The following is a 19,563-nucleotide window of genomic DNA, read 5'->3' as shown; positions in this document are numbered from 1 at the left end:
CATGTACGACGTCACCCTGAGGGCCCCGGCCGCCCCGGCCGCCCCGGGCCCGCCGTCCGCCGGGGCCCCCGGCCCCGTCCAGCGGGCCGAGGACGCCTTCGCCGCCCTGCACGGCGCCGACGCGGCGCTGCTGCTCCCCGGCGTCGTCGCCGCCACCACGGCCGCGCTGCTCGCCCTCACCAACCCCGGCGGTCACGTGATCGCCTCCGACCAGACCCGCGACCCGCTGCGCCGGGTCCTCCTCACCGAGCTCACCGGCGCCCGGCGGACGGTCTCGTTCGTCGACTGCACCGAGGTCGACGCGGTCGCCGCGGCGGTCCGCCCCGAGACCCAGGTCGTGTACACGCCGTCCCTCAGCGACCCGCTGATGAAGCTGTCCCAGCTCAACGACGTGGCCACCTACGCGCAGATGAACGACCTGCTCCTGGTCGTGGACAACACCGTCCTCTCACCCGCGCAGCTACGGCCCCTGGAGACCGGCGCCGTCGTCGTCATCGAGGACGCCTCGCCCTGCCTCGACGAGTGGGGTGACCTCAGCGCCGCCCTGGTGACCTGCGTCAACCGGTACCTCGTACCGATCCGCGAGCAGGCCGGACTCCTCGGCGGCCAGGTCGACCCGTGGGCGGCGCACCTCCTGGAGCGGTCCCTGTCCACCCTGGAACTGCGGATGACGGCCCGGCAGGCGAACGCCGAACGGGTCGCGGACGCGCTCCGCGGCCACCCCGCCGTCCACACCGTGCACCGGCCGACGTTCGACGAGGCGGACTGGGCCCTGGAGACCCACCAGGGCTTCGGCGCGCTGCTCTCCTTCGAGGTCGTGCCCGAGGCCGGGAACCTCGACGGCGTCCTGGCCGCCGCCGGGCCGCGCACCGCGGCGGGCAGCACGCTGACCCTCCCCGCGCTCACCACCCACGCCCACCTCAGCGAGCGGCTGCGCAGGGAGGCCGGAGTCTCCCGGCGGCTGGTGCGCGTCTCGGTCGGCATCGAGGACCCCGCCCCGCTGATCCGCCGCCTGCGCCAGGCCCTGGACGCGGCCCTCGCACCGGACGCCGGGGCCCTCGCGCCCGCCGCGTCCGCCGTGTCCGCCGCCCCGGCCTCCGGGGCCGAAGGAGAGTCATGCTGAACGGAGTCGACCTGCCGGCCAGGCGGGCACTGGCCGAGCAGATCCGGGAGGACTCCTGGGAGGCGCAGCTGAGCATCGGGGTGCAGGCGCACCCCGAGCCCGGCGCCCGCTGCCGGGTGGACACCGAGCCGATGCGCCTCGGGTCCACCCGGGTCGCCCGGTCCTTCAGCGTCCACCAGAGCCGCGGCACGGGCGCCGCGGATGCCTCCCCCAGCTGCCTCGACCCGGTCGGGTCGCTGCTCGTCGCGCTCGGCGCGTCCGTCGCCGACAGCGTGGCCGCCTCGCTGACCGGCGAGGGCTGCCACCTCACGCTCCTCAAGGTGCTCCCGGTCGTGGAGACCGGCGGGGACGGCGGTCGGTCCAGGCTCTCGTACGCGCTCCACATCGAGGGCGAGGTCTCCCCCGAGGAGGCCCGGCGGGCGGCCCTGGCGGCGCGCGAGCGCAGCAGCGGCCACCGCACCCTGGAGGAGCCGAACGAGATCCGGGTCGTCGTGCAGACCGCGCGGGACGAGCACCTCACCGCCCGGCCGGTCCCGGCCGACCCGGCGCCCTTCACCGGGGCGCTGCGGCGTGCGGCCGAGGTGGCCTGGGAGGTGGGCGCGCACGTGATCGCCGAAGTCGACGGCGTACGGGTCGAGTCGGACCAGCCGAAGCAGCTGTTCGGCGCCGACCTCGCGCCGAACGCCCAGGAGTACGTGCTGTCCGCGCTGGCGGCGGAGGCGCTCCGGTTCGCCGCCCCGGCCGACGCCGACGGCGCCACCGGCGCCGCCGGGGTCGCTTCCGGGGCCTCCGCCGGGGCCGGCGACGGCGGACCGGCGGCCGCGGACGCGGTCCACGCCTCCGGCCGGATCGACCTGCGCGGGCCGTATTCCGCGCAGGACGCTCAGGTCGGCCTGCGCAACATCCTCGTCCAGCTGCTGCCCGCCGATCCCTCGGCGGGCGACGGCTCCGCCGCCGCGGCCATGCGCGGCTGGCTGACCGAGGGGCACGCCCTGCGCCTGGTCAGGGACGCCCACCCGATCCACGTCGAACTGGTCCTGAACGGAACGCCGATCGCCGCCTGACCCCGACCCCCCCCACCCCCCACTCGCCCCACTCACCCCACTCGCCCCACTCGCCCCACTCGTCCCCCCACGGGATCCACCCCCCACCCCAGCCCCCACCTCCCCACACCCCCCACGCACCTCTCAGCACCGCCGAAGCGAAGGAGCAGCACCGTGCCCCGTGAATGGGACGCCAAGACGTACGACGCCCTCCCCCTGCCGCACCAGCAGTGGGGCAAGCGGACCCTCGGCCGCCTCAACCTGCGCGGCGACGAGACCGTCCTGGACGCCGGCTGCGGCACGGGCCGTGACACGGCGGCGCTGCTCGACCTGGTGCCCGACGGCCGGGTGATCGGTGTCGACGGCTCCACCCGCATGCTGGACCAGCTCCGGGTGAAGCTGGCCGACCGGCTCGACCGCCTGGAGGTCATCCACGGCGACCTGACGAAGCCGCTGGGCCTTGCCGGGCCGGTGGACGCGGTCAGCAGCGTGGCCACGTTCCACTGGATCACCGACCACCCCGCCCTCTTCGCCAACGTGGCCCGGAACCTCCGCCCCGGCGGCCAGTTCGTCGCCGAGTGCGGCGGCGAGGGCAACGTCGCGCGGATCAACGCCGCCGTCGAGGAGGTGCTCGGCGCCACCGGCGAGCGGGAGCAGGTCTGGTACTTCGCCGGGGTCGAGGAGACCACCGAGCGGCTCCGCGCGGCCGGCTTCACCGACATCGAGGTCGACCTGCTGCCCGACCCGGCCCGGCTGGAGCCCGGCGAGCAGCTGTGGAGCTACCTCGCGACCGTGGTGCTGGGCTCCCACCTGGACCGGCTGCCCGAGGAGGACCACGAGGACTTCGTCCGGTCGGTCGCCGCGAAGCTGCCGGAGCCGGTCGTGGACTACGTCCGCCTGAACATCACGGCCCGCCGCGCGTAATGGGCGAGCCCGCACTGCCCGTCCTGCTCGTCGTCCACGACGAGGGCTCCGCGGCGCCCATGCGGATCCTGGCGGCGGCCAGGGGACTGTGCCGGGTGGTGCTGCTCTGCGAGCCGGACCGGCCGCGCGTCGCGGAGGGGCTCCGGAGCGTGGGACGGCACGCCGAGATCGCGGACGTCACCGGCCTCGACACCGAAGCCGTGGGCCGGCTGGCCGCCGGGTTCGACCCGGCCGGAGTGGTCACCTTCAGCGAACGGCGGCTGCGGCTCACGGCGTCGGTGGCCGAGGCCTGCGGTCTGCCGTTCCACACGGGGGAGACCGTGGACGTCCTGACGGACAAGTTCCGGCAGCGCCGGGCCCTGGCCGAGCACGGCGTCCAGGACACCCGGTGCGCTGTCGTCCCGCGCACCGGGGGCGCTGACGACGTCGACGGTCTCGACGCCGCGCTCGCCCGCGTGGGCCTGCCCGCCGTGCTCAAGCCGAGGACCGGGGCGGGCAGCGTCGACACCTGCCTGGTCCGGTCGGCGGACGAGTGCCGGTCCCGGCTCGCCGAGTTCGCCCAAGACCGGGACGACCCCGGGGAGTTCGTCCTGGAGGAGTACCTCCCCGGCGATCCGGACCAGGCCGGCCCCGGCTGGGGGGACTACGTCTCCGTGGAGTCCGTGGTCGTCGACGGAGAACCCCGGACCGTCGCGGTGACGGGCAAGCTCCCGCTCGCCCCGCCGTTCCGGGAGACGGGACACCTCCTGCCCGCCCCGCTGGCCCCCGGGGCGGCGGCGGACGCCGTGCGCCTGGAGCGGCGTGCGCTGCGCGCCCTGGGCGTACGGCACGGGGTGACCCACACCGAGATCAAGCTGACCCCGGCCGGGCCCAGGGTCATCGAGGTCAACGGCCGCCTGGGCGGCCACATGGCCGAACTCGTCCAGCGTTCCCTGGGGTACGACCTGGTGGCGGCGGCCCTGCGGCTCGCCCTCGGCCTCCCCGTGGACAGCCCGGAAACCCCGCCGGGACACGGCCGGGGTACGGGTCCTGGCGGGGTGGCGTTCCACTTCAAGGTGGTCCCGCCGCCCGGCGCGCCGCCGCCGGACCGGGCGTCGCTCGTGGAGCGCCTCATGGAGGTCCCGGGCGTGGACCTGGTCGACCTGGCGGACCTGACGGAGATCCCCGGACCGTCCGGATGGCGTGCGGGGACGGCCGGGGCCGTCGGTGTCGTGTACGGCTCCGCCCCGGACCACGCCGAGCTGCGGAAAGTACTGGACCGGCTGCGGGAACTGCTGGACGCCGCCTGGCGGACGCCCGAACCGGAAGCCCCGCGAAGCCCCTTCGCACACCCCCGTACCGACGTACGGTGGCCCTTGATCACTCCCCACCCGTGAAAGGCGCAGCACATGCCAGAGAACAGCTCCCCGGTCGAGGTGGTCTCGGACCCGGTCGGCCGGGTGGTCGGCGGACGGGCCGAGGTGCGCGACGACGAATGGGGGGAGGTGTCCGCGGTGATCCGCCTCGACGAGCGGTTCGGCACGGAGGCGATCGCGGGCCTGGACTCCTTCTCGCACGTGGAGATCGTCTACCACTTCGACCGGGTCCCCGAGGACAAGGTGCAGACCGGCGCCCGGCACCCGCGCGGCAACACGGACTGGCCGCTGGTCGGCATCTTCGCCCAGCGCGGCAAGAACCGCCCCAACCGGCTGGGCGTCTCCCGCTGCCGGCTGGTGCGCGTCGACGGCCGGGACATCCATGTGGAGGGCCTCGACGCGGTCGACGGCACCCCCGTCCTGGACATCAAGCCCTACATGTCCGAGTTCGGCCCCCGTGGTGAGACGACCCAGCCGGAGTGGGCGACCGAGATCATGCGCCAGTACTACTGACGCCCGGTCCGCCCCGCAGGGGGTGGGGAGGGGGGCGACAAGAACCCCCCTCCCCACCCCCTTCTCAACCCTCCCCCGCCCCTCCCCGTCTTTGAGGTTGATCACAAAGATTCACGCTCGCGAACCGCACGCCCCGTGCGTAGGATCGCAAGCGCATCTGGTGCTGACGGGTGATCCCCGTGGAGGCCGGAACGGGGGGATCTGCATGCGCGCCGGTGAAGACCGGAGCGGGCTGGACCGCAAGGCCTACGGACTGCTCTACCGGAATCCCGGCTGGGGCCTCGAAGAGGTCTCCGCCGCGGCAGGCTGCTCACCCGCCGAGGCGGAGGAGGTCTGCGACCGGCTGCTCGCCATGGGACTGCTCCGCCCGGCCCCGTCCACACCGTGCGGATTCACCACGGTGGAGCCCGAGGCGGCACTCGCCCGGCTCGTCTCGCACGAGGAACGCCAGTCCGCGGCCCACGCCAAGCGTCTCGCCGGCATCAGGTCCGCCATCACCTCGCTCACCACGAACTTCTCCGACCTGCGCAACGAGCGGCGCGAACCGGTCGAGATCGAGACCCTCACGACGCCGGCGATGGTGAACTCCTTCCTGGAGGACGCGGGCAGCGCGGTGCGCAACCGGATGAGGTCGATGCACCCCGGCGGCCCGCCGCCCGAGGGCGTCATCGACGAGATGCTGCTCCGCGACAAGGAGATGGAAGGCCGGAACATCGAGGTCGACGTCCTCTACCAGCGCCGTACGGCCGAGGTGCCGTACGTGGCCGCGTACCTCAGGGACGCCTCGCGCCCGGGCCGCGAGGCCCGTACGGCGGAGTCCCTGCCGCTCCGGATGATCCTCTTCGACGACGACCTCGCCGTCCTGCCCATCAACCCGGCGGACAGCAGCGAGGGCGCCCTCGCGGTCCACGGCCGGGCGCTGCTCAGCTCCCTGCACGCGTTCTACGACCACTACTGGCACAACGCGACGCTCCCGCCCCAGCCCCCGCCCCGGCCCAAGCAGGGCGGCCCGGCGGCCCGGCCCGCCCTGGACAGCCAGGAGCTGGTCATCGTCCGCCTGCTCGCCGACGGCGTGAAGGACGAGGCGATCGCCCGCCACCTCGGCGTCTCCTCCCGCACGCTCAGCCGCCTGGTGTCCGGCCTCCTCGACACCCTGGGCGTCCAGACCCGCTTCCAGGCGGCCCTCCGCATCACCGAACTGGGCCTGCTGGCCTGACGGCGGGGCTCAGCGGACGAGCGAGCGGGCCGTGGGCGTCAGCCGGAGCAGCTCGGGAGCCCCGCCCCGCGCCGGTGCGAGCCTCGGCAGGATCTCCTGCCGTACGAGGGGGTGGCCCAGGACGCCGGCGAGATGGCGGCGGTGGGCGTTCTCGTCGGGGTACGAGGTGACGACGGCGACGACGTTCTCCCCGGTGCGGACCGGGAGCCGGGGGAAGGTGTTCTCCGCCGGCTCGGTGGCGAGCACGGCGAGGGGTGCGGGCCCGGTCTCCCGCAGGACGGGGACGAGACGGTCGTGGACCAGCGCGGCACCGTCCGGGTCGCCCGGCGGGAAGTGCCACAGGGCGGCGGCCACGAAGCGGTCCGGCGCCGCGGCGCCTGCCGGGGGCCGTTCGGACGGGGACACCGCGAAGCCGCTCCCGGCGGGGAGGGGCCGCAGCAGCAGGACGTCGTCGGAGTCGAGCATCGTCGCGTTCGCCCGGGGGCCGTGCGCGGCCCAGACCGGCCCGCCGTAGAAGGCCGACAGGGCCTCCCGCCGGGTCTCCATGTCGGCGAAGCCGCGCAGCCAGACGAACCGGTCCGGGTCGTCGAGGTCCCGGAACTGCCCGAGGACGGTCATCCCGGCCGCCTCCTGGGTCTCGACGAACTCCCGGTCGAACAGCTCGACGAGCTCGTCCCGACGGCCGGGACGCAGGACGTACCGGCGGAGTTCGATGACGGCGAGGTGGGCGGCGGGGCGGGCGGCGGGGCGGGCGGCGGGGTGTCCGGCGGGGCGGGGCGACGGGGGCACGGGGGACTCCTGGTTCGCGGTCGGTTCGGGTACGCGGAAGGGGGCGACGCTCGGCCGTGGCTCCGGCGGCCCGGACGCGAGGCTCGGCCGTGACTCCAGCGGCCCGGACCGACGCTCGGCCGTGGCTCCGGCGGCCCGGACGCGACGCGCGGCCGTGACTCCAGCGGCCCGGACCGACGTTAGGCGCCATATGTGCCACCGCCTGTCAGTGTTCCGGAGCAGAATCCCCGTATGTCCGCCGACCGTCTGCTGTCGCTGATGCTCCTGCTCCAGACCCGTGGCCGCATGTCGGCCCGACGGCTGGCCGAAGAGCTGGGCGTCTCCGTACGCACCGTCCACCGCGACCTCGGCCGGCTGCACGCCGCCGGCATCCCGGTCTACGCGGAACACGGCCGCGCCGGCGGCTACCAGTTGCTCGACGGCTACCGCACCCGCCTCACCGGGCTGAGCGCGAGCGAGGCCCGGGTGCTGTTCCTCGCCGGACTGCCCGCGCCCGCCGCCGACCTCGGCCTTGCCGCGGAAGTGGCCGCGACGAGGCTGAAGTTGCTCGCCGCGCTGCCGGCCGTGCTGCGCGAGGAGGCGACGCGCGCCGACGCGGTGTTCCACCTGGACGCGCCCGGCTGGTACCGGGAGGCCGAGGAGGCCCCGTACCTCCCGCTGTTCGTGGACGCGGTGTTCGGCCGGCGGGAGGTCGACGTGCGGTACCGCCGCTGGCGGGAGCCGCAGGAGGTGGACCGCCGGCTGCGCCCCTACGGCCTGGTGCTCAAGTCGGGCACCTGGTACCTCGTGGCCGGGGTCGAGGGACGGACCGCGACCTTCCGGATCAGCCAGGTGCTCGACGCGACGGTCCGGGACGAGCGCTTCGAACGGCCGGAGGGCTTCGCCCTCGGCGACTACTGGTCGTCCTACCTGGCCGAGTTCGAGGCCCGCCGCCACACGGGCACGGCCACCGTCCGGTTCTCCCCGAGGGGCCGCGAACGGCTCGCCGCGAACGTCCCGCCCGAGGTGGTGCGGGCCTACGAGGCCACCGCGACCCCGGTGGGCGACGACGGCTGGACGGAGGGCGAGATCCCGACGGAGAGCACCGAGCACGCCTGCGGCGAACTGCTACGGCTCGGCACCGACGTCGAGGTCATGGCACCGCCGGAACTCCGCCGCGCCGTCTCCGCCGCCGTCCACGCACTGGCGAGGACGTACGGCGACGACTGACGCCGCGAGCGGGCGGCGGCCAAGGCGTACGGCCGGGACCGCCGTCGTACTCGCGCGCCGGCCCGGGCGTACGGCCACGGCCGCCGTCGTACGCGCCCGCCGGCCGAGGCGTACCGCCACCACCGCCCCGGGCCCGAGCGGCGGCGGTCAGGCCGCCGTTTCCGCGTGCGCGGGGCTCAGGGTCTCCTGCCGTACGACCCGGCGGCGCCGGGACGGCATGCCCATCGTCGGGTTGGCGACTCCCCAGGCCGCGCCCTTGCAGATCAGCTCCTTGTACAGGGCCGCCATGCGGCCGGTCAGGGCGCGGTCGACGGCCCGGTCGTCGGCGGTGACGAACTGGATCAGGCCCTCGCCGCGGCCGAGCGAGACGCACTGCTGGAAGTAGCGGATGGCGACGCGGGGCACGTCGACGCCGGCGAGCCGCGCGGCGATGGCGTCGGCGGCCTGCCAGGCCATGGGGACGCCCGACGCGCAGGACATCCGCAGCGGCTTGTCCTGGGGGCCGAGCGCCATCGCCGCGTCGCCCACGGCGTACACGTCCGGGTGGGAGACCGACCGCATCGTGCCGTCGACCACGATCTGGCCGCGGTCGGTGACCTCCAGGGCGGTGGCCCGGGCGATCGGGTGGACGGCGAAGCCGGTGGTCCAGACGGTGACGTCGGCGGGGACGGTCCGCCCGTCGCGGGTCGTCACGCGGTCCGCCTCCACGGAGCCGACCGCGGCGTGCTCGTGGACGGTGATGCCGAGCCTGGTCACCACCTTCCGCAGGTGGGCGCGGCCCTTCTCCGACAGCCAGTCGCCGAGGACACCGTGGGTGGCCAGGGCGACGTCGAGGTCGGGACGGGCCTCGGCGATCTCGGTCGCGGCCTCCACTCCGGTCAGGCCGCCGCCCACCACGACCACCGGCCGGCCGGCGGACAGGGCGGCCAGCCGGTCGCGGAGCCGGAGGGCGCCGGGCCGGCTGGAGAGCTCGTGGGCGTGCTCGGCGGCGCCGGGGACGCCCCCGTCGTTCCAGCCGCTGCCGAGGGCGTAGACCAGGGTGTCGTACGCCAGCTCCTCCGGCGCGTGGCCGTGCGCGGCGGAGACGGTCACCGTCTTCCGGTCGACGTCCACGGCGGTGACCCGGGCGAGCTTCAGTTCCACGCCCGTGCCCGCGAACATCTCGCTGAACGGCCGGGGCTTCAGCTCCTGGCCGGCCGCGAGCTGGTGCAGGCGGACCCGCTCGACGAAGTCGGGCTCGGCGTTGACGAGGGTGATGGTGACGTCCTCGCGGTGCAGCCGCTTGGCGAGGCGGCCGGCTGCGACGGCTCCGGTGTAGCCGGCTCCGAGGACGACGATGCGGTGCTGCATGTCCGTGCTCCTGTCTGGACGGGGGCCGCCGGTGTCCGGCGCGGTTTCGCTGCTTGAACCGGGCAGCCCGCCGTTTCCTGACAGGAAAGAAGTGTGACCCGCGTCACACTCCACTCAGAGGGTGTAGAGCGGCCCCTCCGGGTGCTCCTCGGCGGCCCACCGCTCGGTCGCGCGGACGAGCTTGTCGGGGTTGACCTGGCTGCGGACCGCGGCGATGCCGTCCGCGGTGACCTCCAGGCAGGTGATGCCGACGATCCGGCCGTCCACGACCGCCACGACGGCGGGCCCGCCGTTGGCGGTCGTGGCGTAGATCTCGGGCACTCCGCCGACCAGGGCCCGCTTGGACTTGGCGGGCTTGAACAGGCCGCGCAGGAAGGTGGCGACCGCGAGCGCGCCCTCGAACGCCTTCGTACGGGCCGGGATCTTCCCGCCGCCGTCGCCGACGGAGACCGCGTCCTGGGTGAGCAGCTGGACGAGGGGTTCGGTACGGCCGCTGGTCGCGGCGGCCAGGAACTCCTCGACGATCCTCCGGGCGGCGGCCTCGTCGATCTCGGTACGGGCCCTGCCGTCCGCGATGTGCTTCTTGGCGCGGTGGTAGGTCTGCTGGCAGGCGGCCTCGGTGATGTCCAGGATGGCGGCGATCTCCCGGTGCGGGTACGCGAAGGCCTCGCGGAGCACGTACACCGCCCGCTCGGCCGGCGCCAGCCGCTCCAGGAGGACGAGGACGGCGTACGAGACGGAGTCGCGCTGCTCGGCGGTGTCGGCGGGGCCGAGCATCGGGTCCCCGGCGAGCAGCGGCTCGGGAAGCCACCGGCCCACGTAGGTCTCCCGCCGGGCGCGGGCCGAGGTCAGCTGGTTGAGGCAGAGGTTGGTGAGGACCTTCGTCAGCCAGGCCTCGGGCACGTCGATCCGCCCGGTGTCGGCGGCGTGCCAGCGCAGGAACGTTTCCTGCACGGCGTCCTCCGCCTCGCTCACCGAGCCGAGCAGCCGGTAGGCGATGGCCTCCAGCCGGGGCCTGGCGGTCTCGAACCGGTCCACGTCACTCGCGATCAACGCCATGCCTGTGATCCTAGGGGGGTACCGTCCCTGGGTCACCGTCACCGCACGTCTCCACCGGGAGCACTCATGCCCGACAGCAAGAACATCAACAACCCCGTCGGCCAGGGCGGGGGCCCGCGCAAGCGGCAGTCCCGCGCCGAACGGCAGGACAACGGGCCGCACCGCAACCGCGACCGCCAGAGCGCCGCCGACCAGAAGGCCGAGCTGGTGCGCAAGATGCGCGAGAAGGCCGCCGGGCAGTCGGCGGACCCCGACACCGCCCAGAACCGGCCCGACGCCACCCAGGACTGACCCGACCCCGGCCCCGGCCCCGAACTCGCCCGCGACCGTCCGGCTCGTGGGAGAAAACAGCCTGAGCGGGAGGCCAACAGCGCACTACCGTAGGCGCAATGACAACAAGATCACCTTCTGCGGACCGTCCCGCGACCGTGTCCCTGGCCGAGGCCCCGCTGCGGCAGGCCCGTAACTCCGCCGCCCTGTGGATCGCGACGGGCCGAAGCCGCGGGCACGAGATCGTCCGGCGCCGCGGATTCGTCGCGGTCGAGGGCGACGAGCGGGCCGGCACGCGGATCCTGATCCAGGAGGCCCACCTCGACCCGGCGGAAGTGGCGGAGCTGGGCGAGGTGGTGCGCCGGGCCGCGGGCGCCGTGACGGCCGAGGACCCGTTCGGCGCGACCGACCTGAGCCACCTGTCGATGCGCAACTGGCAGATGCCGGTCATGCTGCGCGCCCCCGGCCCCGTCGCCGAACCGGCCCTGGAGGTGATCCGGGTGACGGCCCCCGAGGACCTCCGGACCGCCGAGCGGATCGTGATCGAGGGCTTCGACCTGACCGGCTTCGCCCCGTACCGGCCCGGCGAGCTGTTCCCGATGTCCTTCATCGAGCAGCCGGGCGTGGACGTGTTCGTCGCCCTGCACGACGGCGCGGCCGCGGGGGCCTGCGTCAGCGTCGTGGACGACGGCGTCGGCAGCCACTACTGGGTCGCCACGTCGTCGGCCTTCCGCTCGCGCGGCGTGGGCAGGGCCGTCATGCTCGGCGCCTTGGCCCACCTCACGGCCTTCCCCGTCACCCTCACCGCCTCGAAACTGGGCAGGCCCCTCTACGAATCCCTGGGCTACACCGTCGCCGCCCCCTCGACCTGGTGGTCCTCCACCCCCTGATCACGCCCCTGACACCGAAGCAGCCCCAGGTCACGGACCTGGGGCTGCGTTCGGCCTTCGGGTCGCGGAGAACCGCGGGCCCGCCAGATGCAACGTCTCACCCGGCCGCCGGGGCGTCCGCCGGGGCCGCGGGGCGCACGCCGAACCACTGCTCGGCGCCGTACTCCTCGAACCGCTCGACCTCGGTGAAGCCCAGCTTCGCCGCGAGGCGCATCGCGCGGTCGTTGGCACTCCGAGTGGAGAGCACCACGGGTTCGCCGGGGCGGGCGCCGGAGAACCAGTCGAGTGCGGCCACGCACGCCTCGAAGGCATAGCCGCGTCCCCACGCCGCCGGCAGGAACAGGTAGCCGAGCTCGGCCTCCCCGGCCTCGGGGCGGACGTGTCCCCGGCGTTCGGCGTCACGGGGGTCGAGCGTGATCATGCCGATCATCGCTCCATCGTGTTCGACCACGAAACAGCCGGGGCGCCGGCCGGGCACTTCGGGCACCGCACGCTCGAGCTCGTCGCGCGGCCGGGCGCCACCGATGTAGGCGCCCACCTCCGGCGAAGCGAACAGCTCGACGAACGCGGCGCGGTCCCGCGCCTCGGACGCGCGGAGCACGAGCCGTTCGGTCGATATCGGTGCGGCCGGCCAGGCGAAGGTTCCGGGTTCGGTCATGGCCGGGAACCTATCGCACGCCCGGCGGGGCGTCAGGCGTCCATCCCCGCCGCACCCGAGGGGCCCTGTCACCTTCTCGCGCCGGCATCCGTCATAGGTGCGACGACCGCGATGCGAACGGTCGACGCCCCCGAGAGAATCGAGACCCGGATGCTGACCGACATCATGTACGTGACGATCTACGTCACCGATCAGGACCGCGCGCTGCGGTTCTACACCGACGGACTCGGCCTGGAGAAGCGGCTCGACTTCCCCGGGCCCGACGGGCGGTTCCTCACCGTCGGGCCGCCCGACAGCCCGGTGCAGATCATCCTGTGGCCGCACGCGGCGGCCACGGGACAGCCGGGCGTTGCGGGCGCGCCCGGCCCGCTGATCCTCGAATCCGATGACCTGCGGAAGGACTTCGCGCTCATGCGCGGGCGCGGCGTCACCTTCGAGGAGACCGAACCCGTGGACTACCCCTTCGGTGTCCGCGCCGAGGCCGTGGACCCGGACGGCAACCGGATCTCGCTCCGCGAGCGGCGCGAGCCGTGACCACCGCCCCGTCCGGCCTCGTCTCCGAGGCGTTCGAAGCCCAGCGTGATCGGCTGCGCGCCGTCGCGTACCGCGTCCTGGGCTCGCACGCCGACGCCGAGGACGCCGTCCAGGAGGCCTGGCTGCGCCTCGCCCGCCAGGACGAGGCGACCATCGGCAACCTGGCCGGCTGGCTGACCACCGTGGTCGGCCGGATCTGCCTCGACCTCCTGAGATCCCGTACGGCCCACCCCGAGGCCGCCTACGGCCAACAGTCCGCCGACCTCGTGGTGACACCCGCCGACGACCCCGCGCCCGACGAGCAGGCGGTGCGGGCCGACGCGGTCGGCCTCGCCCTGCTCGTCGTACTCGACTCGCTCACCCCGGGCGAACGCCTGGCGTTCGTCCTGCACGACATGTTCGCGGTCCCCTTCGCGGACATCGGCCGGATCCTGGGGAAGTCCACCGACGCCACCAAGATGATCGCCTCCCGCGCCCGCCGGAAGGTCCGGGGCGCGGACCGGCCGGCGGGCCCAGGCCGCGAACACCGACAGGTCGTCGACGCCTTCCGCGCGGCCGCCGTCGACGGCGACTTCGAGGCGCTGTTGCGTGTCCTCGACCCGGACGTGAAGCTGACCGTCGACACCCCGGCCGGGGCGGTCGTCACCCTCGGCGCCACCAAGGTCGCCGCAGGCGCCCGCATGTTCTCCGGCGAGGCCGCCCGCCACCGTCCCGTCCTACTCGACGGCGCCCCCGGCCACCTGACCTGGCGCCCTGACGGAACCCCCCTCTCCGCCATCGCCTTCACCGTCGCCGAAGGCCGTATCACAGCCATCCACATCGTCACCGACCCGCCGAAACTCGCCACGCTCCAGCTGTCGGCCCCGGGCCCGGCCTGACGGCGGCCCCGGCCTGACGGCGGCGGGGCCTCAGGCGTCCACCGGGGCGGGCGGGGTGACCCATTCGACGAACTGGACGATCACCCCGTTGGGGTCGGTGACCTGGAAGAGGCGTTCGCCCCAGGGCTCTTCGCGCAGCGGCATGGTGATCTCGACGCCCTCGGCGCGCAGCCGCTGCTCCTCGTCCTCGATGCCCGTGGCGGTGAAGGCGATGATCAGGCCGGAGGCGCGCCGGTCGCGCTGGTCGGCGGGCAGTACCTCGGTGCCGCGGGCGAGCAGGACGATGTCGACGGCGGCGTCGTCGCGCGACAGGGAGGCGAAGCCCTCGGCGGCGGCCTGCTCGGTGTAGCCGAGGTGGGTGGTGAAGAACCGCTGGGAGGCGGCGAGGTCGTCGACGGTGAGCGAGACGGTGGACGCGGTGATCTGCAAGGACATTCTCCTCAGTGGTTCTTCGCTCCGTGGGAAACTTGCGACGGACGTAAAATTACTGCGGGCGTACTGAGGCTGTCAACATAAAAATGCTACGAGTGTAAGATTGCGCCATGACTACTGATGGAGCCGTGCCCCCACCCCCTCCCGGCCTGCGCGAATCCAAGAAGCAGGAGACCCGGCAGCTCATCTCCGACGTCGCCACCGGCCTGTTCCTCGCCCAGGGGTTCGAGCGGACCACCGTCGCCGAGATCGCCGCCGCCGCGCGGGTGGCGAAGAAGACGGTCACCAACTACTTCCCGCACAAGGAAGACCTGGCTCTGGACCACCAGGACGCCTTCGCGGCCTCCCTGGCCGACGCGGTGACCAGCCGTCAGGCCGGCGAGTCGGCCCTCTCGGCCCTCCGCCGTGCCTTCGCCGCCGCGGCCACGGACGCCGACCCGGTCGCCGGCTTCTCCGGCCCCGAGTTCGCCCGCATGATCGTCGAGAGCCCCACCCTCTCCGCCCGGCTGCGCGACCTGCACGACCGCCGGGAAGCCGCCCTGGCCGACGCCTTGGCGGACGCCACCGGCGCACCCCCCGGCGACCTCACCCCCCGCATCGCCGCGGCCCTGCTCGGCGCGGTGCACCGCACGCTCTTCCGGCGCATCCAGGAACTCACCCTCGCCGGCCAGGACAACGCCCGGATCTCCGCCACCGTCATCACGGAGGCGGACAACGCCTTCAGCCTGCTGGAACCCGCACTCGCCGCCTACGCCACGGCGTGACGTCGGTCTGTCGTACGCCGCTCCGTCGTACATCGATCGGAGTAGTCGAGTACTCCGCTGACGCAGACTCGGATGACGCGTCCGGGACGATGCCCCCGAGGGGAGGACAGACCTACTGTCCGGTCCCATGACCAAGACATTCTCTCTCGCCTGCTTCGCCGTCGCCGTCCTTGCCTTCGCGATATCCGACGCGGTCCACAGGGGATACGACCCGTTGGCCGAGACGGTCAGCAGATACGTCAACCTGCCGCACGGCTGGCTGGTGACCGTCGGCCTGCTGGCGGTCGCGGCGGGGTCGGCGGCTGTGGCCGTCCGGGCCGTCGGCAGCGGGTGGGGCGGGTGGCTGCTGCACGTGTGGGCGGGATGCGTTCTCGTCGCCGCCGTCTTTCCGGCGGACCCACCGGGCAACTGGAGCCGTCCCTCGCTCTCCGACGGCGTGCACGGAGTCGCGGCCTGGACGGGATTCCTCGCGCTGGCGATCGCGATCGTCCGGCTGACCGTCGTCGGGCGGCGCGCGTCGGCGTGGGTCTCGAAGGCGCGGGGGCTGACCGTGCTCGCGTGGGCCTCGTCGGTGGCGTTCGTGCTGTTCGCCGTGGCGTTCGTGGACAGGGCGGTGCTCACCCACACCGCGCCCCTGGGACTGGCCGAACGTATCGTCATCGCCCTGAACCTGGCCTGGCTGGCTCTGGCCGCCACCGCGGCGAAGTCCCCGCCTCCGGCGTCGGGCACGATGGCCCGCATGACGTCGGACCTCGTCAAGTGAGCCCCCGTCCGCAGAGCGGGCGGCACGCCCGGCTGGTGGACCCGGCCCTGGCGCTGCTGACGGCCGTGGGTATCGCCGCGGGCCCCGCCGCGGTGGGCGCGCCGCTGTCGTGGCACGGCACGTTCGCCCTGGGGGTGATCCTGGGCGGTCTGCTGTTGGTCCGCCGCAGTCGGCCCGTGCCGGTGCTCGTCCTGTCCGCGGCGGTGCTCGTCGGCTACCAGAGCGCCGGCCTGTTCGAGGGCGGCGGCGTGTGGCCCCTGTCCGTCGCCCTGTTCACCGCCGCGCTCACCCGCCCGGGCCTGGCCTCCGCCGTCGCCGCCCTCGCTCTGGCGGGCGGCCTGGCCGTTCAGGGACTGGACGCTTCCGAGACTCTCGCCCGGGGCGGCGTCGAACTGCTCTGGCTGGCCCTGGTGACGGCCGCGGCGAGTTCCTGGCGTCAGTACGGCCGTTGGCGGGCCGAGCACCGGGCCCGTCTCCTGCAACTGGAACAGACCCGGCTGGTCGAGCAGCGCCTGACCATCTCCCGGGAGGTCCACGACGTGGTCGCCCACACCCTGGCCGTCGTCGGGGTCCACCTGAACGTCGCCGTCGAGGCGCTGGACGATTCGCCCGAGGAGGCGCGCGCCGCCCTGCGCACCGCGATCGCCGTGCGCAGCCGGGCCATGACCGACCTGAAGACGTTCGTGGGTGAGCTCCGGGACGTACCGCAGCACGGCTTGGAGTCCGTCGCCGACCTGGTCGCGCAGGCGGAGGCCGCCGGGTTGGACGTGCGTTACGACACGGAGGGCGACGTCGAAGCCCTTCCGGCGGCCCAGGCGCTCACCGCCTATCGGGTCGTCCAGGAGGCGGTGGTCAACACCCTGCGCCACTCCGACGCCGGGCGTCTCACCATCCAGGTGCAGGCCGGGCCGCAAGCCCTGGTGGTGACGGTCACCGACGACGGGCGCTCGGCGGCGGGTTTCACGGAGGGGCACGGCCTGACCGGGATGCGGGAGCGCGTCACGGCCCTCGGGGGAACGCTGCACGTCGACACCGGTGGCGGCTTCGCGGTCCGGGCCGTCCTGCCGCTGGCGGACCATCTGACAGGCTTGGCGCCATGACCATCCGTGTGCTGCTCGCCGACGACCAGGCGCTCGTCCGGGCGGGGTTCCGTAGCCTGCTCGGCCGGGCGAAGACCCTGACCGTCGTCGGCGAGGCCGCCTCGGGGGAGGAGGCGGTACGCCAGGCCGCTCTGCTGGAACCGGACGTCGTGCTGATGGACATCAGGATGCCGGGCATGGACGGCATCGAGGCCACCCGCCGCGTCCTGGCGGAGCGGCCGGCGACCAGGGTGATCATCCTGACCACGTTCGACACCGACGAGCACGTCTTCGAGGCGCTACGGGCAGGCGCGAGCGGTTTCCTCACCAAGGAGGTCGAACCGGCCGAGCTCCGCCGGGCGGTGGAGATCGTGGCGGCGGGTGACTCCCTGCTGTCACCGGGCGTCACCCGCCGCGTCATCGAACGCTTCGCGCACCGCCCCCGGCCGGCTGCCGCACTGCACGCGCTGACGGCGCGTGAGAACGAGGTGGTCAGGCTGGTGGCGGAGGGACGGTCCAACGACGAGATCGCCGCGGCACTGGTGATCAGCCCGTTGACCGCGAAGACCCACATCTCCCGGGCCATCACCAAGCTGGGCCTGCGTGACCGCGTGCAACTGGTCATCACCGCCTACGAGCACGGTCTCGTCAGCCCCTCGCGCACCGACGGCCGATGAGGCCGATGGGGCTGGACGGGCGGGGCTGGACGGGTGGAGTCCGGACCCGGCGCCGGTGCCATCGGCCCGGGTCGGCGCGTCGCCGGGTTACACATGGGCCTGCGCCTCGGCGCGGGGCGTGACGGTGCCCTTCGCGGCCCCGGACCCGACGACTGGAAGAGCACCATGGCAGAGCGCGACCCTCGCAACCGCACCGGCCGGAGCCCGCTACGTCGCGGGCTCGTGACCGCCGTGCTCGCGGCCGGCATGCTGACGGCTGCCACGGTCCCCGGATACGGGACCGACGGGGCCGGTCCGGCACCCGGCCCCCAGTTCACGCCGTTGACGGCGGCGGTGATGACCGAACCGACGCCGTTCCACGCCACGGACGGCAGGACGCACCTCTCGTACGAACTGCTCACCACGAACGCCCTGTCCAGCAGCACGAAGGTGCGCCTCGACCGGGTCGAGGTCCGGGACGCCCGTACACACCGGGTGGTGGGCTCGCTGAGTGGCCAGGCGCTGGCCGATGCCGCCAATCCGGTGGGTGATCCGCTGCCGGGTGCGGACGCGTACACCCCGGCGCCCCCGGGGCCGACGCCGACCGTGATCCCGGGTTCCCAGCAGTGGGTGATCTGGCTCGACCTGGCCCTCGACCGCGGTCAGCGCGTGCCCAAGGTCCTCGAACACCACCTCTCGGGCGCCGTCGTCACCGCCTCCGGCTCGTCCCCGTTCGAGGAGACGGTCCAGATCACCCCGACCGGCCGCACCGCGCCGCTGAACCTGGACGCGCCGGTCCGCCCCGGCACCTGGTACTCCAGCGAGTCGTGCTGCGGCAACACCCACCACCGGCGCGGCCTCGGCCCGATCAACGGCCGCTTCGACGTGCCGCAGCGCTTCGCGATCGACTGGTACAAGGTCGGCGAGCAGGGGCAGACCTGGGAAGGCGACCCCGCGCGGCTCACCAGCTACCTGAGCTACCGGCAGCCGGTCGTGGCGGCGGCCGGCGGCAGGGTGGTGGAGGTCCAGGACGGGATCCCGGACAACACGCCGCCCATCACGCCGCCGGTGCCGCCGATCGAGGAGACCGTCGGCAACCACGTGACCGTGGAGGTCGCGCCGGGCCGTTATCTGCTCTACGCCCACCTGAAGCCCGGCTCGCTCAGGGTCAGGGAAGGCGATCACGTCGAACCCGGCCGGGTTCTCGGACTGATCGGCAACAGCGGCAACTCGACCACGCCGCACCTGCACTTCCAGGTGATGACCACGGCCGAGTTCTTCCCGACCGACAGCCCGCCGTTCACCTTCCGGAAGTTCCGTGTGCTCGGACAGGTCGAACCCCGCCTCTGGGACGACAACCTGGGCACCCAGCCGACCGGCGTCCTCCCGATCACGCCCTCGCCGTACGACGGCCCCCACCACGCCCGCTATCCGCTCGACCGCGAGGTGCTGGAGTTCTGACGGCATAACGGTCGGGACGACGGCGAAGGCCCTGGTCCCCGACCAGGGCCGCCCTCCGACCGGACCTCAGAGATAGGTAATCGGCTCACGGCTCCGGGCTCGGGAGTGGGGCGGGGAGGTGTGTTCCCGCACCCCCGCTCGGGCGGGCCCCCGGGCCGGGCGTACTCACCTCAGGCCGACTCTGGAGGCGCGTCGGTCGTGGCGGCGCGGCGGTATTCGGCGTTGATGCGCTGGGCCTCTTCGAGCTGGTCCTCGAGGACGATGATGCGGCAGGCGGCCTCGATCGGCGTGCCCTGGTCGACGAGTTCGCGGGCGCGTGCGGCGATGCGCAACTGGTAGCGGGAGTAGCGGCGGTGGCCGCCCTCCGAGCGCAGCGGGGTGATCAGGCGGGCCTCGCCGATGGCGCGGAGGAAGCCCTGGGTGGTGCCGAGCATCTCGGCGGCCCGGCCCATCGTGTAGGCGGGGTAGTCGTCGTCGTCGAGACGGCCGTACGAGTCATCTGCTGTCATTTGCACCTCTCTGGGGAAACGCGTCGAGGGACCCTGGTGCCGTACTGGCACCAGGGCCCCGAAGGAACTACTACACCACCTGCCGGCC

General features: G+C 73.7%; 22 protein-coding genes. 16 read left to right on the top strand and 6 right to left on the bottom strand.

The annotated features are described in order from the left end of the window. Nucleotide 1 precedes the first annotated feature (1 nt). The 6 genes from DEJ43_RS17385 (at nucleotide 2) to DEJ43_RS17355 (ending at nucleotide 6,174) form a co-directional block, all read left to right on the top strand. Complete coding sequence (locus tag DEJ43_RS17385; RefSeq protein ID WP_051025894.1) at nucleotides 2–1,123, top strand: PLP-dependent transferase; 1,122 nt, start codon at nucleotides 2–4, stop codon at nucleotides 1,121–1,123. After that, a complete protein-coding gene (locus DEJ43_RS37495) occupies nucleotides 1,117–2,187 on the top strand; it encodes an OsmC family protein (protein ID WP_071891373.1) in 1,071 nt (356 codons plus the stop codon). Before DEJ43_RS17385 ends, DEJ43_RS37495 begins: the two co-directional genes overlap by 7 nt. 153 nt (nucleotides 2,188–2,340) lie before the next feature. After that, the gene (locus tag DEJ43_RS17370) at nucleotides 2,341–3,090 is read left to right on the top strand and encodes a class I SAM-dependent methyltransferase (protein ID WP_015034688.1); all 750 of its coding nucleotides are present in this window, start codon (nucleotides 2,341–2,343) and stop codon (nucleotides 3,088–3,090) included. Beyond that, entirely contained in the window at nucleotides 3,090–4,466 is a 1,377-nt protein-coding gene (locus tag DEJ43_RS17365; RefSeq protein WP_015034687.1) for an ATP-grasp domain-containing protein, read from the top strand. Before DEJ43_RS17370 ends, DEJ43_RS17365 begins: the two co-directional genes overlap by 1 nt. A gap of 12 nt (nucleotides 4,467–4,478) precedes the next feature. After that, nucleotides 4,479–4,958, top strand: a complete 480-nt coding sequence (locus DEJ43_RS17360) for an SAM-dependent methyltransferase (protein WP_015034686.1) — start codon at nucleotides 4,479–4,481, stop codon at nucleotides 4,956–4,958. A 205-nt stretch (nucleotides 4,959–5,163) separates the two neighbouring features. Then, nucleotides 5,164–6,174 carry a helix-turn-helix transcriptional regulator gene (locus DEJ43_RS17355; RefSeq protein WP_015034685.1) on the top strand — a complete coding sequence of 337 codons (1,011 nt, stop codon included), beginning with the start codon at nucleotides 5,164–5,166 and terminating at the stop codon, nucleotides 6,172–6,174. 9 nt (nucleotides 6,175–6,183) lie between these two features. Here the strand turns inward: DEJ43_RS17355 and DEJ43_RS17350 are convergent, their stop codons facing one another. Then, entirely contained in the window at nucleotides 6,184–6,963 is a 780-nt protein-coding gene (locus tag DEJ43_RS17350) for an NIPSNAP family protein (protein ID WP_079179227.1), read from the bottom strand. 231 nt (nucleotides 6,964–7,194) lie between these two features. Here DEJ43_RS17350 and DEJ43_RS17345 point away from each other — a divergent pair, with 231 nt between their 5' ends. Beyond that, nucleotides 7,195–8,172: a helix-turn-helix transcriptional regulator gene (locus tag DEJ43_RS17345; protein WP_015034683.1), complete on the top strand. Its 978-nt coding sequence runs from the start codon at nucleotides 7,195–7,197 to the stop codon at nucleotides 8,170–8,172. Nucleotides 8,173–8,319: 147 nt separating this feature from the next. Here the strand turns inward: DEJ43_RS17345 and DEJ43_RS17340 are convergent, their stop codons facing one another. Next, nucleotides 8,320–9,522, bottom strand: coding sequence for an NAD(P)/FAD-dependent oxidoreductase (locus DEJ43_RS17340; RefSeq protein WP_015034682.1), 1,203 nt, complete (start codon nucleotides 9,520–9,522; stop codon nucleotides 8,320–8,322). 114 nt (nucleotides 9,523–9,636) lie between these two features. Then, nucleotides 9,637–10,581 (bottom strand): RNA polymerase sigma-70 factor, encoded by a 945-nt coding sequence (locus tag DEJ43_RS17335; protein ID WP_041662590.1) that lies wholly within the window; start codon nucleotides 10,579–10,581, stop codon nucleotides 9,637–9,639. 66 nt (nucleotides 10,582–10,647) lie between these two features. Between DEJ43_RS17335 and DEJ43_RS17330 the strand changes: the two genes are divergently transcribed. After that, on the top strand, nucleotides 10,648–10,872 hold the full coding sequence (locus tag DEJ43_RS17330) for a DUF6243 family protein (protein WP_015034680.1): 225 nt from the start codon (nucleotides 10,648–10,650) through the stop codon (nucleotides 10,870–10,872). Between the two features lie 137 nt (nucleotides 10,873–11,009). Further along, nucleotides 11,010–11,741, top strand: a complete 732-nt coding sequence (locus DEJ43_RS17325; protein WP_233447959.1) for a GNAT family N-acetyltransferase — start codon at nucleotides 11,010–11,012, stop codon at nucleotides 11,739–11,741. A gap of 97 nt (nucleotides 11,742–11,838) precedes the next feature. On the opposite strand, the gene DEJ43_RS17320 is transcribed toward DEJ43_RS17325, so the two are convergent. After that, entirely contained in the window at nucleotides 11,839–12,399 is a 561-nt protein-coding gene (locus DEJ43_RS17320) for a GNAT family N-acetyltransferase (protein ID WP_041662588.1), read from the bottom strand. A gap of 111 nt (nucleotides 12,400–12,510) precedes the next feature. Here DEJ43_RS17320 and DEJ43_RS17315 point away from each other — a divergent pair, with 111 nt between their 5' ends. Together DEJ43_RS17315 and DEJ43_RS17310 are read left to right on the top strand one after the other, a co-directional pair. Next, nucleotides 12,511–12,933: a VOC family protein gene (locus tag DEJ43_RS17315; RefSeq protein ID WP_015034677.1), complete on the top strand. Its 423-nt coding sequence runs from the start codon at nucleotides 12,511–12,513 to the stop codon at nucleotides 12,931–12,933. Beyond that, complete coding sequence (locus tag DEJ43_RS17310) at nucleotides 12,930–13,811, top strand: sigma-70 family RNA polymerase sigma factor (protein WP_015034676.1); 882 nt, start codon at nucleotides 12,930–12,932, stop codon at nucleotides 13,809–13,811. The genes DEJ43_RS17315 and DEJ43_RS17310 overlap by 4 nt, the downstream gene beginning before the upstream one ends. Nucleotides 13,812–13,841: 30 nt before the next feature. Here DEJ43_RS17310 and DEJ43_RS17305 read toward each other — a convergent pair whose 3' ends face one another. Beyond that, nucleotides 13,842–14,240 (bottom strand): VOC family protein, encoded by a 399-nt coding sequence (locus tag DEJ43_RS17305; protein ID WP_041662586.1) that lies wholly within the window; start codon nucleotides 14,238–14,240, stop codon nucleotides 13,842–13,844. A 113-nt stretch (nucleotides 14,241–14,353) separates the two neighbouring features. On the opposite strand from DEJ43_RS17305, the gene DEJ43_RS17300 reads away from it, so the two are divergent. The 5 genes from DEJ43_RS17300 to DEJ43_RS17280 all read left to right on the top strand — a co-directional run bounded on the left by DEJ43_RS17300 (nucleotide 14,354) and on the right by DEJ43_RS17280 (nucleotide 18,966). Continuing rightward, nucleotides 14,354–15,007, top strand: coding sequence for a TetR/AcrR family transcriptional regulator (locus DEJ43_RS17300; protein WP_015034674.1), 654 nt, complete (start codon nucleotides 14,354–14,356; stop codon nucleotides 15,005–15,007). Nucleotides 15,008–15,134: 127 nt separating this feature from the next. Further along, nucleotides 15,135–15,770: a DUF998 domain-containing protein gene (locus DEJ43_RS17295; protein WP_015034673.1), complete on the top strand. Its 636-nt coding sequence runs from the start codon at nucleotides 15,135–15,137 to the stop codon at nucleotides 15,768–15,770. Beyond that, nucleotides 15,767–16,870 (top strand): sensor histidine kinase, encoded by a 1,104-nt coding sequence (locus DEJ43_RS17290; protein WP_015034672.1) that lies wholly within the window; start codon nucleotides 15,767–15,769, stop codon nucleotides 16,868–16,870. Before DEJ43_RS17295 ends, DEJ43_RS17290 begins: the two co-directional genes overlap by 4 nt. Then, nucleotides 16,867–17,526 carry a response regulator transcription factor gene (locus tag DEJ43_RS17285; RefSeq protein ID WP_015034671.1) on the top strand — a complete coding sequence of 220 codons (660 nt, stop codon included), beginning with the start codon at nucleotides 16,867–16,869 and terminating at the stop codon, nucleotides 17,524–17,526. The genes DEJ43_RS17290 and DEJ43_RS17285 overlap by 4 nt, the downstream gene beginning before the upstream one ends. A 222-nt stretch (nucleotides 17,527–17,748) precedes the next feature. Then, nucleotides 17,749–18,966: a M23 family metallopeptidase gene (locus DEJ43_RS17280; RefSeq protein ID WP_234106312.1), complete on the top strand. Its 1,218-nt coding sequence runs from the start codon at nucleotides 17,749–17,751 to the stop codon at nucleotides 18,964–18,966. Between the two features lie 170 nt (nucleotides 18,967–19,136). Here DEJ43_RS17280 and DEJ43_RS17275 read toward each other — a convergent pair whose 3' ends face one another. After that, on the bottom strand, nucleotides 19,137–19,475 hold the full coding sequence (locus tag DEJ43_RS17275; RefSeq protein WP_015034669.1) for a MerR family transcriptional regulator: 339 nt from the start codon (nucleotides 19,473–19,475) through the stop codon (nucleotides 19,137–19,139). Nucleotides 19,476–19,563: the final 88 nt, after the last annotated feature.

It is taken from the genome of Streptomyces venezuelae ATCC 10712, assembly GCF_008639165.1.
Lineage (GTDB): Bacteria > Actinomycetota > Actinomycetes > Streptomycetales > Streptomycetaceae > Streptomyces > Streptomyces venezuelae.
This window is presented reverse-complemented; position numbering and strand designations above follow the sequence as displayed.

Excerpts from the sequence above, each read along its gene's own strand:
- DEJ43_RS17295 (WP_015034673.1), top strand. The coding sequence starts at position 15,135 with ATGACCAAGACATTCTCTCTCGCCTGCTTCGCCGTCGCCGTCCTTGCC.
- DEJ43_RS17275 (WP_015034669.1), bottom strand. The coding sequence starts at position 19,475 with ATGACAGCAGATGACTCGTACGGCCGTCTCGACGACGACGACTACCCC.
- DEJ43_RS17330 (WP_015034680.1), top strand. The coding sequence starts at position 10,648 with ATGCCCGACAGCAAGAACATCAACAACCCCGTCGGCCAGGGCGGGGGC.
- DEJ43_RS17340 (WP_015034682.1), bottom strand. The coding sequence starts at position 9,522 with ATGCAGCACCGCATCGTCGTCCTCGGAGCCGGCTACACCGGAGCCGTC.
- DEJ43_RS17285 (WP_015034671.1), top strand. The coding sequence starts at position 16,867 with ATGACCATCCGTGTGCTGCTCGCCGACGACCAGGCGCTCGTCCGGGCG.
- DEJ43_RS17385 (WP_051025894.1), top strand. The coding sequence starts at position 2 with ATGTACGACGTCACCCTGAGGGCCCCGGCCGCCCCGGCCGCCCCGGGC.
- DEJ43_RS17360 (WP_015034686.1), top strand. The coding sequence starts at position 4,479 with ATGCCAGAGAACAGCTCCCCGGTCGAGGTGGTCTCGGACCCGGTCGGC.
- DEJ43_RS17315 (WP_015034677.1), top strand. The coding sequence starts at position 12,511 with ATGCGAACGGTCGACGCCCCCGAGAGAATCGAGACCCGGATGCTGACC.
- DEJ43_RS17320 (WP_041662588.1), bottom strand. The coding sequence starts at position 12,399 with ATGACCGAACCCGGAACCTTCGCCTGGCCGGCCGCACCGATATCGACC.
- DEJ43_RS17355 (WP_015034685.1), top strand. The coding sequence starts at position 5,164 with ATGCGCGCCGGTGAAGACCGGAGCGGGCTGGACCGCAAGGCCTACGGA.
- DEJ43_RS17300 (WP_015034674.1), top strand. The coding sequence starts at position 14,354 with ATGACTACTGATGGAGCCGTGCCCCCACCCCCTCCCGGCCTGCGCGAA.
- DEJ43_RS17365 (WP_015034687.1), top strand. The coding sequence starts at position 3,090 with ATGGGCGAGCCCGCACTGCCCGTCCTGCTCGTCGTCCACGACGAGGGC.
- DEJ43_RS37495 (WP_071891373.1), top strand. The coding sequence starts at position 1,117 with ATGCTGAACGGAGTCGACCTGCCGGCCAGGCGGGCACTGGCCGAGCAG.
- DEJ43_RS17345 (WP_015034683.1), top strand. The coding sequence starts at position 7,195 with ATGTCCGCCGACCGTCTGCTGTCGCTGATGCTCCTGCTCCAGACCCGT.
- DEJ43_RS17335 (WP_041662590.1), bottom strand. The coding sequence starts at position 10,581 with ATGGCGTTGATCGCGAGTGACGTGGACCGGTTCGAGACCGCCAGGCCC.